Raw genomic sequence first — 13,969 nt, 5'->3', positions numbered from 1 at the left:
GGAGAACCGGGACGTCCGCGGGGCGCCGCGACGACGGTCTGTGGACGACGCCGCCCGACGGCCACCCGGTCGGGTGTCACCCGCCGCCGGCGACGGTCGCGCGGAGTCCGACGGGTCAGCCCGTGCCGGCCAGCACGATGATCACCTGGACGAGCAGGACCTTGATGATCTGGTCGACCGCGAACAGGGTGGCGTAGCCCTCGGTGACCCGCTCGTCGGCGGTCCGGCTGTTGGCGAAGGCGAGCAGGCCGGGGTTGCCGACGAACCCGGCGAGCAGTCCTCCGGTGCGGGCCGGGCTCATCCCCAGCCGGGTGGCGACTGCGGCCATCACGGCGGGTCCGACCGCGGCCACCACCGCCCCGACGAGGACGAGCCTGAGGCCGATCGGCTCGGTGATCGCCGCGGCCAGGGCCGGACCGGAGGACAGCCCGACCGAGGCCATGAACAGCAGGAGCCCGATCTGGCGCAGCGTGGCGGCCGCGCCGGTCGGCAGGCTCCACACGATCGGCCCGGTCCGCTCCCGCCAGCCGAGCAGGATGCCGACCACCAGCGGGCCCGCGGCGACGCCGAGCGAGAGGCGGACCGACCCGACGGGGACCGCGATGAGCCCGACGAGGAACCCGAGCGTGAGCCCCAGCCCGAGGCTGACCGCGTCCACCTCGCTGACCTGCCGCTCGGTGTCGCCGAGGAAGCGGGTCAGCTCGCGCATCCGCCGGCGCGGGACGACGACCCGCAGCCGGTCGCCCAGCTGCACGTGCAGGTCGTCACCGGCCAGCAGGTCCAGGTCGCCGCGGCGCACCCGGGTGACCACCCCGCCGAAGCGTCCCGGGACGTCGAGGTCGGCGATGCGGTGACCGGCCAGCGTCGGGTTGGACAGCAGCACCCGCCGGTAGTCGACGTCCCGGCGGTCGTGGGCGAGGTGCTCGTCGGCCCGGGACCCGAGGAACTCCACCGCCCGGGTCACCGCGGCCTCCGGTCCGATGACGACCAGCCGGTCGCCCGGCTCGACGACCTCGCGACCGCCGGAGACCTCGATCGTGTCCCCGTGCCGCCAGAAGGAGAACCGGACCTCCCCGGTCGCCGCGCCCGGGACCTCGGCCAGGCTGGTGCGGCGCTCGACGACGACGGTGAGGTCGGTCAGCCCGGCCGCTGCCGCGGACTCCGGGTCGCGCGGGGTGGCCCGCTGCCGCCGCATGGCGAGGTGGATCGCGAGGATTCCCAGCACCACCCCGAACGGGTAGGACAGGGCGTAGCCGACGGCGGGGTCGGTGCTGCCGCCCGCGGCCTGGGTGGCCGCGGCGAGCGCGGCGGTGCTCGTGCCGGCGCCGGCGAAGGTGCCGGCGAGGAAGGTGCCGGCGAGGTCGAGGAACCGGCCGGCGACCGTGGCGACGGCGAGGACCAGCAGCGCCACGGCCGAGCCGATCACCACCGGTGCCTGGCGGCGGAAGGTGCGGATGAGCACCGGGCCCGACGAGAGGCCGACGACGTAGACGAACAGCGCCAGACCGAGCGTGCGGACCAGGGTCAGGTCCGCGCCGAGCCGGTCGTCGGCAGCGCCGAGCACCAGACCGACGAAGAGGGCGCCGGCCGGCCCGAAGCGGATCGGGCCGAACGGGATCAGCCCGACCGCGGAGCCGAGCGCGATGACGAGGAAGAGCGTGAGCACCGGGTTCTCGGCGAGCACGTCGAGCATGCGGACCTCCGCACTGGACCGGTCTCGTGCGCGGCGCGGTCAGATCCCCAGGGAGCGCGCCACGTCGCGGACGGCGTCCGCGGAGCGGTGCAGCGCGTCCCGCTCCGCTGCGGAGAGCGGGACGTCGAGGACCGCCCGGACGCCGCCCCGGCCCACCACCGAGGGCAGGGACAGGCAGACGTCCGCCAGGCCGGCGGTCCCGGTGAGCAGGGAGGTGACCGGGAGCACCCGGTCCTCGCCGCGGACCACCGCCTCGACCACGCGGGTCCCGGCCAGGCCGATGGCGTAGTTCGTGGCGCCCTTGCCCTCGATGATCCGTCCGGCGGCGGTCACCACCTCGCGGGCGATCCGGGCCTTGGCCGCGTCGTCGAGCGGAGCGCGCCCGGGCAGCGCGAACTCGTCCAGCGGCACCGACCCGACGCTCGCGCTCGACCAGAGCGCCACCTCGGAGTCGCCGTGCTCCCCGACGACGAAGGCGTGGACGCTCTGCACGGCCACGCCGACCTCCCGGGCCACCAGGTCGCGCAGCCGGGAGGAGTCGAGGACCGTCCCGGAGCCGAGCACCCGGGAGGACGGCAGTCCGCAGACCCGCAGCGCGGCGTAGGTCAGCACGTCCACCGGGTTGGTCACCATGACCAGGACGGCGTCGGGCGCGACCTCCAGCAGCTGGGGTACGAGGGAGCGGACGATGTCCGTGTTGGTGCCGGCGAGCTCCAGCCGGGTCTGCCCGGGCTTCTGCTTCGCACCGGCGGTGACGACGACGACGTCGGCCCCGGCGCAGACCGACACCTCGCTGCCTCCGGTCACCTGGGCCCGGGGGACGAACTGCAGCCCGTGCCGCAGGTCCAGGACCTCGGCCTCGACCTTGGCCGCGTCCAGGTCGTAGAGCACGACCTCGTGCGCCACCCCGCGGATGAGGCAGGCGTAGGCGAGGGTCGCGCCGACGGCGCCCGCCCCGACGACGGCGACCTTGGTCGGGTGCCCGACGGGTTCGGTCATGGCAGTCACGCACGCGTCTCCAGGTCCAGGCGGGCTCTCGGGCGGTCGGGCAGTCCCATTCACCGCGAGCGCGGACCCCGCTCGCAGGGGCCGAAGGTCCCCCTCGACCGGTAGGAAGTCCCGGGAGGTCCGCTCCGCGGCGACGCAGCCGGTGAGGCGACGAGCCCGGGGGTCGGACCGTCGCCGTCACGGCCGCGCCGTCGGTGCACTGCCGACCCGGGTGCTCACGCAGCGTGAGACCCGCTCCGTGGTGGACGGTCGATCCGGGTCCGGTGACCAGCCGGGCCGTCGTGCGGGACGCGGCGTGGCCTACGTTGCCTGGGATGTCATCCGAGGCGCGTCCGCGGTCCGTCGTCCTGGTGAGGCTGGCTCTGGCCGTGGTCACGGCCGGGGCGCTGCTGGCCGCCCTGCTGCTGCCGTGGGTCGGCGGTGCCGGCCTGCTGGGGCGTGCGTCGGTGCCGGCGTCCGCCGCGCTGCCGGTCGAACTGACCGACGACGTGCCGGGGAACACCCGGGTCCTGGCCGCCGACGGGTCGCTGCTCACCACCTTCTACGCCAACGACCGCATCCCGGTGGCCAGTGGGCAGATCGCCCCGGTGATGAAGCAGGCCATGGTCGCCATCGAGGACGCGCGGTTCTACCAGCACCACGGCCTGGACGTGCAGGGCACCCTGCGCGCGCTGGTGACCAACGCCGCGGCGGGTTCGGTGCGCCAGGGCGGGTCGACGCTGACCCAGCAGCTGGTCAAGCAGACCCTGCTGCAGACGGCGGACACCCCCGAGGAGCGGCAGGCGGCCACCGAGCAGACCCCCGGCCGCAAGCTGCGCGAGGCCCGGCTGGCGCTCGCGCTGGAGGAGACCCACTCCAAGGACGAGATCCTCACCCGCTACCTCAACACCGTGTACTTCGGCAACGGGGCCTACGGCATCCAGTCCGCCGCCCAGCGGTACTTCAGCGTCGAGGCCGCCGACCTCACCCTGCCGCAGGCGGCGGTGCTGGCCGGCCTGGTGCAGAGCCCGGCCAACGACAACCCGATCATCAACCCGGAGAACGCGCAGGCCCGGCGCAACCAGGTGCTGCAGCGGATGTTCGACCTGGGGGTCATCACCGACCGGGAGCTGGCGAGCGTCTCCGCCCAGCCGCTGGCCGTCGCACCGAGTCCCGGGTCACCGAACGGCTGCATCGACGCCGTGGTGGGCGGCTTCTTCTGCGCGTACCTGCAGCAGTACCTCGAGCAGCGGCTGGGGATCGGCCAGGGCGCGCTGGAGGACGACGGCCTGACCATCCAGACGACCCTGCGACCGGACATGCAGGTCGCCGGCGACCAGGCGGTGCTCAAGACCGTGCCGATGGGCGACCCGCTGGCCGGCATGTACACCGCCGTGGAACCCGGGACCGGGCACGTCCTGGCGATGAGCATCAACCGCCGCTACGGGTGTGGCGGTCCCGAGTGCGAGTCCGTCGTGCTCAACACCGCGCACAGCCAGGGCGGCGGCTCGACCTACAAGGTGTTCACCGCCGCCGCCGCGCTGGACCGCGGCATCCCGGCCTCGCACCTGATCACCACCGGCAACCCCTACGTCTCCCGCGTCTACAAGGAGAACGGCCGTCCCTACGTCGTCCACGCCTACGCCGCCGCGGACATCCGGACCATGAACATGGAGCAGGCGCTCTACCGGTCCTCGAACACCTACTTCGTCGCCCTCGAGGACCAGCTGGGCAGCATCGAGGGCCCGGTGCGCATCGCCGAGCGGATGGGCATGCACTTCACGGTCGACTCGGCCGACGAGATCATCGCCCAGAACCGCGGCTCGTTCACCCTCGGCCCGGAGCCGACCAGCCCGCTGGACCTGGCCAGTGCCTACTCGACCCTGGCCGCCAGCGGCACCCGGTGCGACCCGACCCCGGTCACCTCGGTGCTCGACCGCGACGGGCGGCCACTCGCCGGCGCCGACGGCTCGCCTCTGGTGCCGGGCGACGCCTGCACCCCCGAGGCCGTCCGTCCCGCCGTGGCCGACACCCTCGCCCAGATGATGCGCAAGGACGTCGAACCCGGACCCGACCCGCGCCAGACCGGTGTGGCGGCCTACGTCCCCGGGCACCAGATCGCCGGCAAGACCGGGACCTCGCAGAGCAACTTCTCCATCTCCTTCATCGGCTACACCCCCGAGTACTCCGCCAGCGTGATGGTGCTCAACCCCAAGGGGAACCAGGACGTCGGAGGCGGGGGCAGCGGCAGGTGCGCCGCCATCTGGCACGACGCCATGCTGCCCGTCCTCTCCGGCCAGCCGACGGCGCCCTTCCCCCCGGCCGACCCGTCCCTCGCCGGTCCCCCGTCGGCATCCGGCGCGGCTGCTGCCTACGGCACGGGAGCCGACCGCGGCGCGGGTGACGAGGACGCGGGTGACGAGGAAGCCGCCAACTGACACCGGCCGCTGACCTGGCCGGCCGGCGGCCGGCCCCGAGCGGCTCCGGACCGGTCGCGCAGCGCCGACCCGACAGCCGCGCCGACCCGCCGGCCGTTCAGCGCCGTCCCGGCAGCACCGCGTGGACCAGGTGCGGACCGGGCTCGGCGAACGCCGCACGCAGCTGGTCGGCCAGCTCCTCGGCGGTGGTGGCCCGGGTCGCGGGCACCCCCATGCCGCCGGCCAGCGCGACGAAGTCCAGCGCCGGGCCGCCCAGGTCGAGCAGCTGCCCGGCCCGCTCGCCGCCCGCGGAGGCCCCGACCCGGCTCAGCTCCCCCTGCAGGATCGCGTACGAACCGTTGTCGTAGACGACCACGGTGACGTCGAGCTGCTCGCGCGCCATGGTCCACAGCGCCTGGAGGGTGTACATGGCGCTGCCGTCGGCCTGCAGCGCCAGCACCGGCCGGTCGGGACAGGCCACCGCCGCGCCGACGGCCATGGGCAGCCCGTCGCCGATCGCCCCTCCGGTCAGCGCCAGCCAGTCGTGCCGCGGCGCCCCCGCGGTCAGCTCGGCCAGGCCCACGCCCGAGGTGATCACCTCGTCGACCACGACCGCCCGCTCGGGCATCAGCGCGCCGAGCACCGCCGACACCCGCCGCGGGGTGAGCTCCCCGCTCGGCAGCTGCGGCCGGGCGGGTTCGAGCAGCGCCGGTCGGGCACCGGGGGCGGCGAGCTCGGCCAGGGCCTGCACCGCCGCGACGCCGTCCTCCCCGGTTGCTGCGAGCACGTGCACGGCGCAGTCCTCGGGCACCGGCGTGCCGGGCACCCCCGGGTAGGCGAAGAAGTGCACCGGCGCGCTCGCCCCGGCGAGGACCAGGTGCCGCGTCCCGGAGAGGGCGGCGAGGGCGACCTCCGGCGGGTAGGGCAGCTTGGCGAGGTCGGGCAGGCCGGCGCCGCGCACCATCCGGGCGGGGAACGTCTCGGCCAGCAGCCGCGCTCCGGTGCCCGCGGCGACCCGGCCGGCGGCCAGCAGCCCCGCCTCGCAGGCCACCACCTCGCCGCCCAGGAGGAGCACCGCCGGCTCCCCCGACGCGAGCACGGCGGCCACGTCGGCCACCACGGAGGAGGGGACCTGCGGGGCCGGGCGCACGGGCACCGGGTCGGCCGGTGCGGCGCCGTCCTCCCACGAGACGTCGGCGGGCAGCACCAGGGTGGCCACCCCGACGCGGGTGGCCTGCGCCACCGCCTCGGCGGCGTCGGCGGCGACGTCGGCCGGGGACATCGACCGGCGCACCCAGCCGGACACCGCCCCGGCGAGCGCGTCGACGTCGGACTCCAGCGGCGCGTCCAGCCGCTTGTGCGACCGCGCGTGGTCGCCGACCACGTTGAGCACCGGCGCGTGCCCGCGGCGGGCGTTGTGCAGGTTGGCCAGGCCGTTGGCCAGCCCCGGGCCCAGGTGCAGCAGGGTGGCCGCGGGCCGGCCGGCCATCCGGGCGTAGCCGTCGGCCGCGCCGGTGGCCACGCCCTCGAAGAGGGTCAGCACGCCGCGCATCCGCGGGACGTCGTCCAGCGCCGCGACGAAGTGCATCTCGGAGGTGCCGGGGTTGGCGAAGCAGACGTCGACACCGGCCGAGACGAGCGTGCGCAGGAGGGCCTGGGCGCCGTTCACCGGCCGCGCCCCGCGGCGCCGGAGGGCAGCGCGGTCACGGCCGGGAGGTCGTGCCGGCCGGCACCTCGTGCACCTCGAAGTGGACCATGGTCGCCCCACCGCTGGCGAAGGTGCCGACGTCGGCGGCCGCCGCTGCGCCCTCGGGGGAGGCGAAGGCCTGGGCCATGTCCTCCTCGGAGGCGAAGTCCAGCTCGGCGACGAGGTAGGGCGGCAGCTCGGAGGGGTCCACGGGCACCGGGTGGCCCACGGTGAAGCGGACCAGGCCGGGCATCGCCGTGGCCAGCGGCACGTGCGTGTCGCGGTAGTGGGCGTCGAACGCCCCGGGGTCGTCGGGCTGCCCGTAGCTCACCACCAGCCTGTGCACCATCTGTCGCACCTCCGCGTCCGGCCCGGGCCCGCTCGCCCGGGAGTGCCCCCACCCTGGCAGGCCGGGGGCTCCCCCCGCGACCTCAGAACGTCAGCACCAGGCGCCCGCGGACGCCGCCGTCGGCGAGCAGCCGGTGCACCTCGGCGGCCCGCTCGGCGGGGAGGGTCCGGGCCACGCGGAGGGTGAGCACGCCGTCCTCGGCCTGCTGCCGCAGCCGGTCGAGCGCGGCCTGCTCCTCGGCGTAGCGCCGGACCAGCACGGGGTGCACGCGCAGCCCGCGCTGCCCGTCGCCCCGGTACCCGCGCACGGTGGCCACCGTTCCGCCGTCGCTGACGGCGGGCAGCACCAGCGCGTCCTGCACCGCGCCGTCGGCCAGCCCGTCGACGCCGTCGGGGAACCGCTCGCGGAGGCGGTCGGCGACGTCGTCCCCGCGGCGGACCACGACGTCGGCGCCGAGGTCGCGGACCAGCTGCTCGTCGGCCTCCGACGCGTCGGCCACCACGGTGAGCCCGTCGGCCTTGCCCAGCTGGACGACGTAGCCGCCGAAGGCGCCCGCGGCGCCGGTGACCGCGAGCACCTGACCCGGTCGCAGCGCCATGAGGTCGAGGGCCAGGCGGGCGGTGAGGCCGTTCATCGGCAGGGTCGCGGCCTCGGCGTCGGTGCTGCCCGCCGGGGAGCGGGCCACCGACCCGGCGGGGACGACGAGGTCCTCTCGGTACGCGCCGTGCGCCCCGGAGGGCACGACGACCGCCATCACCCGGTCGCCCCCCTGCAGGTCGGTCTCCACCTCGGGGCCGATCTCGGTGAGGACGCCGGCGGCGTCCATCCCGGGCACGTACGGGAACTCCTGCACCGGGTCGCGCCCCGCGTAGGCGCCCTCCCGCAGGTGCGTGTCGGTGGGGCTGACGGCCGCCGCGGTGACCCGCAGCCGGACCCGCCCCGGGCCCAGCGGCTCGGCCGGGACGTCGACGACGCGCAGGGCCTCGGGCCCGCCGAACTCGGTCACTCCGACGGCTCTCATGTCCCGACCCAAGCCGGTGATGCGCGTCACTGTTCCCGCGGCCCCACAGCAGACCCTCAGTGGCCTCCGGGTCCGGCGCCAGATCCGCGGCCGACCGTGACGGCATGCCACCGCTCCAGCACGGGGTGCACGAGCGCGCCCTGCCCACCGGCCGCGGGCGTCCCAGCCCTGATGGCCCTGGCCTCGATGTCCCTGGCCTCGACGTCCCCGTCCTCGACGTCCCCGTCCTCGACGTGGTCGTCCCGGTGCACGACGAGGAGGTCGACCTCGAGCCGTGCCTGCGCCGTCTGCACGCCCACCTGACCGACGCCCTGCCCTACCCCTTCCGGATCACCGTCGCGGAGAACGCCAGCACCGACGCCACCCTCGAGGTGGCCCACCGGGTCGCCGCCGAGCTGCCCGGCATCGAGGTGCTCGCCCTGCCCGAGCCCGGCCGCGGGCGGGCGCTGCGCACCGCCTGGCTGCGGTCGGACGCCGCGGTGCTGGTCTACACCGACGTCGACCTGTCCACCGACCTGGCCGCGCTGCTGCCCCTGGTGGCGCCGCTGGTCAGCGGGCACTCGGACCTGGCGATCGGCACCCGGCTGTGCCGCTCCTCCCGGGTGGTCCGCGGCCTCAAGCGCGAGGTGATCAGCCGCGGCTACAACCTGCTGCTGCGCGGCACGCTGCGCACCTCGCTGTCGGACGCGCAGTGCGGCTTCAAGGCGATCCGCGCCGACGTCGCCGCCCGGCTGCTGCCCCTGGTCGAGGACACCGGCTGGTTCTTCGACACCGAGCTGCTGGTGCTCGCCGAGCGGACCGGGCTGCGCATCCACGAGGTGCCGGTGGACTGGGTCGACGATCCCGACAGCCGGGTCGACATCGTGGCGACGGCGAAGGGCGACCTGGCCGGGATCGCCCGGATGCTGCGCGCGTTCGCCACCGGCCGGCTGCCCGTGGCCGAGCTGCGCGCCCAGATCGGCCGGCAGCCGCTGCCCGGCGTCCCGCCCGGCATGGTCGCCCAGCTGCTGCGCTTCGCCGTCGTCGGTGTGCTCTCCACGCTGGCCTACCTGCTGGTCTTCGTGCTGCTCCACGGCGCGACCGGGGCGCAGGCGGCGAACCTGACCGCCCTGCTGCTCACCGCCGTCGCCAACACCGCGGCCAACCGGCGGATCACCTTCGGCATCCGCGGCAGCGGCGGCGCGGCGGTCCACCACGCCCAGGGCCTGGTCGTCTTCGGCCTCGGCCTGGCGCTCACCGGCGGCTCGCTGGCCGTCCTGCACGCCGTCGCCCCGGCCGCCTCCCGGACGGCGGAGGTGCTCCTGCTCGTCGCCGCCAACGCCGCCGCGACGCTGCTGCGCTTCGTCCTCTTCCGGGGCTGGGTCTTCCGGCCCCGGCCCGCCTCTCCAGCCGACACGCCCACCCCTGCCGACGGCGCGAGCGCCGTCCTCGAGATGGAGACCGTCCGATGACCACGACCCTGCCCGCCGCTGCGCCCGACGCGTCGAACGGGCCTGCCGGGGCGACGGCCGCCACCCTCCGCCCGGCTCGGCCCTCGCGCGGACGGCGGCTGGTCCACGGCCGCGACGGCGACCCCGGCTGGGTGCGCCCGGCGCTGCTCGGCCTGCTCGCCGGCACCGGGCTGCTCTACCTGTGGGGTCTCGGCGCGTCGGGGTGGGCCAACGCCTTCTACGCCGCCGCCGCGCAGGCCGGCTCGCAGAGCTGGGAGGCGTTCTTCTACGGCTCCTCCGACGCGGCCAACTCGATCACCGTGGACAAGCCGCCGGCGGCGCTGTGGGTCATGGCGGCATCGGTGCGGCTGTTCGGCCTGTCGTCGTGGTCGCTCCTGGTGCCCGAGGCGCTGATGGGCGTGGCCACGGTGGGTGTGCTGTACCTCGCCGTCCGCCGGGTGGCGGGCCCGGGCGCCGGGCTGCTGGCCGGCGCGGCCACGGCGCTCACCCCGGTCGCGGTGCTGGTGTTCCGGTTCGACAACCCCGACGCCCTGCTGGTGCTGCTGCTCACGGTCGCCGCCTACGCGCTGACCCGCGCCGTGGAGACGGCGAACGGGCGGTGGCTGGCGCTGGTCGGCGTCCTCGTCGGGTTCGCGTTCCTCACCAAGATGCTGCAGGCGCTGCTCGTCGTCCCGGCGTTCGCCCTGGTGTACCTGGTGGTCGCGCCGACCGGTCCCGGCCGCCGGATCCGGCAGCTGCTGGTCGCCGGGCTGGCGATGGTCGTCGCCGGCGGCTGGTGGGTGGCGGTCGTGGAGCTGGTGCCGGCGTCGACGCGGCCCTACGTCGGGGGCTCGCAGACCGACTCGGTGTGGGAGCTCATCTGGGGCTACAACGGCCTGGGCCGGCTCACCGGGGACGAGACCGGCAGCGTCGGCGGCGGCACGGGCTGGGGCCAGACCGGCCTGAGCCGGCTGTTCGGCGCCGAGATCGGCGGCCAGGTCGCCTGGCTGCTGCCGGCCGCGCTGGTGCTGCTGGTCGCCGGGCTGGTCGCCGTCGGCCGGGCTCCGCGCACCGACCGGCGCCGGGCCGCGCTGCTCCTCTGGGGCGGCTGGCTGCTCGTCACCGGGCTGACCTTCAGCCTGATGGCCGGCATCTTCCACGCGTACTACACCGTGGCGCTGGCCCCGGCGGTCGCCGCGCTGGTCGGCATCGGCGGCGGGCTGCTCTGGCAGCGCCGGGACCGCGCCGGGGCGCGCGCCGTCCTCGCCGCGACCCTGGCCGGCACCGCCGTGTGGTCGTGGGTGCTGCTGGCCCGGTCCGCCGACTTCCTGCCCTGGCTGAGGTGGGCCGTCCTCGTCGTCGGGGTGCTCGCTGCGGCCGGGCTGCTGGTGGTCGACCGGGTGGGCCGCCGCGCCGCGGCCGCGCTGCTGGCGGGAACGGTGCTGGCCGGGCTGGGCGGGCCGGCTGCCTACGCGGTGCAGACGGCCGCGACGCCGCACACCGGCTCGATCCCGTCCGCCGGCCCCACGGTCGCCACGACCGGCTTCGGCGGTCCCGGCGTCGGCCCGGGGGGTGCGGCCTTCGGCGGCCGCGCCCCGGACGGGCAGCCGCCCGCCGGCCTGCCCGGCGGCGGGGCCACCGCGCAGGCCCCGACCGGCGGGTCGACGGGCGGCGCGGGCGGGACCACCGGCGGTCCCGGTGCCGCCGGGACGCGCGGCGGCGCGGGCGGCCTGCTCGACGCCCGCGAGGTCAGCGAGGAGGTCTCGACGGTCCTGTCGCAGGACGCGTCGTCCTACACCTGGGTCGCGGCCGCCGTCGGGTCCAACGACGCGGCCGGCTACCAGCTGGCCACCGAGCTGCCGGTGATGCCGATCGGCGGCTTCAACGGCAGCGACCCCTCACCCACCCTCGCGCAGTTCCAGCAGTACGTCGCCGACGGGCAGATCCACTGGTTCATCGGCGGCGGCATGGGGATGCGCAGCGACGGCGGCAGCGACTCCGCCTCGGAGATCGCCACCTGGGTGGCGGAGAACTTCCCGGCGACGACGGTCGACGGCGTGACGCTGTACGACCTCACCCAGCCCGCCGGCTGAGCCCCCACCGGACCTGCGTCCCCGGATACCGGGCACCCGGGGACGCAGGTTCCACGAGGAGGCACGGGTCTGGCCCCCGACACGCCGGCCCGCGGGAATGCGCACGGCGGGCCCGTCGCTGCACGGGGCACCTCCGGCCCGCCGCTCGCGAGAGGTCGCGCATGCCCACGCTGCCGCAGCACCGCCCGTCGTCGGTCGAGCCGACCGCCCGCCGCAGGCGCCGCCCGCCGCGCCGGCTGGTCGCCGCGGGGGTGGGCCTGGCCGTGCTGGTCCCGGTGGCGGCCCAGGTGCGCGACTGGCTGCCCGGCGACCCCCTCGAGCCGCAGGTCGTCGACCGCAGCACGACCCCGCTGCTGCTCGCCCTCGACGACCTGCACGAGTACCACGCCGCCACCGGGACCTTCCAGGTCGTGGTCGACCGGGAGGTCGACACCCCCTACGTCCCCGCGGCGATCAGCGGCGAGCGGGTCAGCTACCTGGCCACCGGCACCGCTGACGCCTACGTCGACTTCACCGGCCTGGACGCCGGGCGGGTCGCCCTCTCCGCGGACGGCGGCTCGGCGGTCATCACCCTGCCGGCCCCGCGCATCGACGAGGTGCGGATCGACCCCGCCGAGAGCCGGGTCCTCGACCGGGACCGCGGGCTGGTCGACCGGGTCGGGGACGCGCTGGGCGAGGACCCCGCGGCCGACGACGCCGAGCTCACCGCGCTGGCCGAGCGCCGGCTGGCCGCCGCCGCGGCCGGGAGCGACCTGGCCGACCGCGCGGAGGGCAACACCCGGGCGATGCTGACCACGCTGGCGCAGTCCCTCGGCGTCGACGAGGTCGAGGTCCGGTTCGAGGAGTCCCCCGGCAGCGCCGGCTGAATCGGCCCCCTTGCCGGGTCCCGCCGCGAGCGTGCGAGCGGCGGGACCCGGCAAGGGGGTCCTTTTTCAGCGCTCGATCGCGTACGCCTCGAGCAGGCCCCGGCTGATGATCGTCTTCTGGATCTCGCTGGTGCCCTCGCCGATGAGCAGGAACGGCGCCTCGCGCATCAGCCGCTCGATCTCGTACTCCTTGGAGTAGCCGTAGCCGCCGTGGATGCGGAAGGCCTGGGTGGTGACCTCGGCGCAGTACTCGCTGGCCAGCAGCTTGGCCATGCCGGCCTCGACGTCGTTGCGCGCACCTGCGTCCTTGAGCCGGGCGGCGTTGACCATCATCAGGTGGGCCGCCTCCACCTTGGTGGCCATCTCGGCGAGCTGGAACGCGATCGCCTGGTGGGCGGCGATCGGCTTGCCGAAGGTCTCCCGCTGCTGGGCGTAGGCCACCGCGAGCTCGAAGGCCCGCAGGGAGATGCCACAGGCGCGGGCGGCGACGTTGACCCGGCCCACCTCGACGCCGTCCATCATCTGGGCGAACCCGCGGCCCGGCGTCCCGCCGAGGACCTGCTCGGCGCCGATGCGGAAGCCGTCGAACACCAGCTCGGTGGTGTCCACGCCCTTGTACCCCATCTTGTCGATCTTGCCGGGGATGGTCAGCCCGGGCAGCACCTGGCCGAAGCCGGCGGGCTTCTCGACGAGGAAGCAGGTCAGGTTCCGGTGCGGCTTCTCGGCGCCCTCGTCGGTGCGCACCAGCGCGGCGACCAGCGTGGAGGACCCGCCGTTGGTCAGCCACATCTTCTGCCCGTCGATGACGTAGTCGCCGCCGTCGGTCCGGGTGGCCCGGGTGCGGATGGCGGCCACGTCCGAGCCCAGCCCCGGCTCGGACATGGAGAACGCGCCGCGCACCTCGCCGGTGGCCATCCGCGGCAGGAGGCGCTGCTGCTGCTCGGGCGTGCCGTGGTGGACGACCATGTGGGCGACGATGAAGTGGGTGTTGATGACGCCGGAGACGCTCATCCAGCCGCGGGCGATCTCCTCGACCGCCAGCGCGTAGGTCAACAGCGACTCCCCCAGCCCGCCGAACTGCTCGGGGATGGTCAGCCCGAAGATGCCCAGTTCCTTGAGGCCCTCGACGATCTCGGCCGGGTAGACGTCGCCGTGCTCGAGGGCCTGGGCGTGCGGGATGATCTCCTTGTGGACGAACGTCCGCACCGTCGCCAGGATCTCGCGCTGGACGTCGGTCAGGTCGGCGGTCTGGGCCAGGCGGGGCATGGCGTCGCTCCTCGGGGACTCCGGTGTCCGGTTACCGGTGAGTATGGGCCACCGCCGTCGACCGTCCGCGGTGGCGCTGCTCACCCCGGCCGACGTCCAGGTCCCGCGACCGGCGTCGTCCGGGTGCGGCCCCGTCCGGGGCGTCCCCGTGCGCGCGAGG

Annotated in this window: 10 protein-coding genes; 4 read left to right on the top strand and 6 right to left on the bottom strand. The window is 75.6% G+C overall.

Translation table 11 applies throughout. The annotated features are described in order from the left end of the window. Positions 1-115 precede the first annotated feature (115 nt). A complete protein-coding gene (locus DQ238_RS20900) occupies positions 116-1,693 on the bottom strand; it encodes a TrkA C-terminal domain-containing protein (RefSeq protein WP_113783180.1) in 1,578 nt (525 codons plus the stop codon). A gap of 39 nt (positions 1,694-1,732) precedes the next feature. Next, positions 1,733-2,692 carry an L-lactate dehydrogenase gene (locus DQ238_RS20895; RefSeq protein ID WP_113783179.1) on the bottom strand — a complete coding sequence of 320 codons (960 nt, stop codon included), beginning with the start codon at positions 2,690-2,692 and terminating at the stop codon, positions 1,733-1,735. A 359-nt stretch (positions 2,693-3,051) separates the two neighbouring features. Here DQ238_RS20895 and DQ238_RS20890 point away from each other — a divergent pair, with 359 nt between their 5' ends. Next, complete coding sequence (locus DQ238_RS20890) at positions 3,052-5,118, top strand: transglycosylase domain-containing protein (protein ID WP_233496153.1); 2,067 nt, start codon at positions 3,052-3,054, stop codon at positions 5,116-5,118. Between the two features lie 97 nt (positions 5,119-5,215). Here DQ238_RS20890 and DQ238_RS20885 read toward each other — a convergent pair whose 3' ends face one another. From DQ238_RS20885 to DQ238_RS20875, 3 genes are all read right to left on the bottom strand, one after another. Next, entirely contained in the window at positions 5,216-6,766 is a 1,551-nt protein-coding gene (locus DQ238_RS20885) for an acetolactate synthase large subunit (protein WP_113783177.1), read from the bottom strand. Between the two features lie 34 nt (positions 6,767-6,800). Continuing rightward, the gene (locus tag DQ238_RS20880) at positions 6,801-7,133 is read right to left on the bottom strand and encodes an EthD family reductase (protein ID WP_113783176.1); all 333 of its coding nucleotides are present in this window, start codon (positions 7,131-7,133) and stop codon (positions 6,801-6,803) included. 82 nt (positions 7,134-7,215) lie between these two features. Continuing rightward, on the bottom strand, positions 7,216-8,154 hold the full coding sequence (locus DQ238_RS20875) for an NADP-dependent oxidoreductase (protein ID WP_113783175.1): 939 nt from the start codon (positions 8,152-8,154) through the stop codon (positions 7,216-7,218). Positions 8,155-8,258: 104 nt separating this feature from the next. Here DQ238_RS20875 and DQ238_RS20870 point away from each other — a divergent pair, with 104 nt between their 5' ends. From DQ238_RS20870 to DQ238_RS20860, 3 genes are all read left to right on the top strand, one after another. Continuing rightward, the gene (locus tag DQ238_RS20870; RefSeq protein WP_113783174.1) at positions 8,259-9,605 is read left to right on the top strand and encodes a bifunctional glycosyltransferase family 2/GtrA family protein; all 1,347 of its coding nucleotides are present in this window, start codon (positions 8,259-8,261) and stop codon (positions 9,603-9,605) included. Continuing rightward, a complete protein-coding gene (locus DQ238_RS20865; RefSeq protein ID WP_113783173.1) occupies positions 9,602-11,677 on the top strand; it encodes a glycosyltransferase family 39 protein in 2,076 nt (691 codons plus the stop codon). The genes DQ238_RS20870 and DQ238_RS20865 overlap by 4 nt, the downstream gene beginning before the upstream one ends. Positions 11,678-11,838: 161 nt before the next feature. Further along, a complete protein-coding gene (locus DQ238_RS20860; RefSeq protein WP_113783172.1) occupies positions 11,839-12,543 on the top strand; it encodes a DUF4230 domain-containing protein in 705 nt (234 codons plus the stop codon). Positions 12,544-12,609: 66 nt separating this feature from the next. On the opposite strand, the gene DQ238_RS20855 is transcribed toward DQ238_RS20860, so the two are convergent. Continuing rightward, positions 12,610-13,809 carry an acyl-CoA dehydrogenase family protein gene (locus tag DQ238_RS20855; protein ID WP_113783171.1) on the bottom strand — a complete coding sequence of 400 codons (1,200 nt, stop codon included), beginning with the start codon at positions 13,807-13,809 and terminating at the stop codon, positions 12,610-12,612. Positions 13,810-13,969 lie beyond the last annotated feature (160 nt).

Origin of the sequence: Geodermatophilus sp. TF02-6 (genome assembly GCF_003319115.1) — a bacterium.
In the GTDB taxonomy this organism is placed as follows: Bacteria; Actinomycetota; Actinomycetes; order Mycobacteriales; family Geodermatophilaceae; genus Geodermatophilus.
Note: the sequence above shows the minus strand (reverse complement) of the source record. Positions and strands in the feature narration are given on the sequence as shown.

Bases quoted from the DNA above. Each gene is read 5' to 3' on its own strand.
- DQ238_RS20900 (WP_113783180.1), bottom strand. From the start codon at position 1,693: ATGCTCGACGTGCTCGCCGAGAACCCGGTGCTCACGCTCTTCCTCGTC.
- DQ238_RS20895 (WP_113783179.1), bottom strand. From the start codon at position 2,692: ATGACCGAACCCGTCGGGCACCCGACCAAGGTCGCCGTCGTCGGGGCG.
- DQ238_RS20880 (WP_113783176.1), bottom strand. From the start codon at position 7,133: ATGGTGCACAGGCTGGTGGTGAGCTACGGGCAGCCCGACGACCCCGGG.
- DQ238_RS20875 (WP_113783175.1), bottom strand. From the start codon at position 8,154: ATGAGAGCCGTCGGAGTGACCGAGTTCGGCGGGCCCGAGGCCCTGCGC.
- DQ238_RS20870 (WP_113783174.1), top strand. From the start codon at position 8,259: ATGCCACCGCTCCAGCACGGGGTGCACGAGCGCGCCCTGCCCACCGGC.
- DQ238_RS20865 (WP_113783173.1), top strand. From the start codon at position 9,602: ATGACCACGACCCTGCCCGCCGCTGCGCCCGACGCGTCGAACGGGCCT.
- DQ238_RS20860 (WP_113783172.1), top strand. From the start codon at position 11,839: ATGCCCACGCTGCCGCAGCACCGCCCGTCGTCGGTCGAGCCGACCGCC.
- DQ238_RS20855 (WP_113783171.1), bottom strand. From the start codon at position 13,809: ATGCCCCGCCTGGCCCAGACCGCCGACCTGACCGACGTCCAGCGCGAG.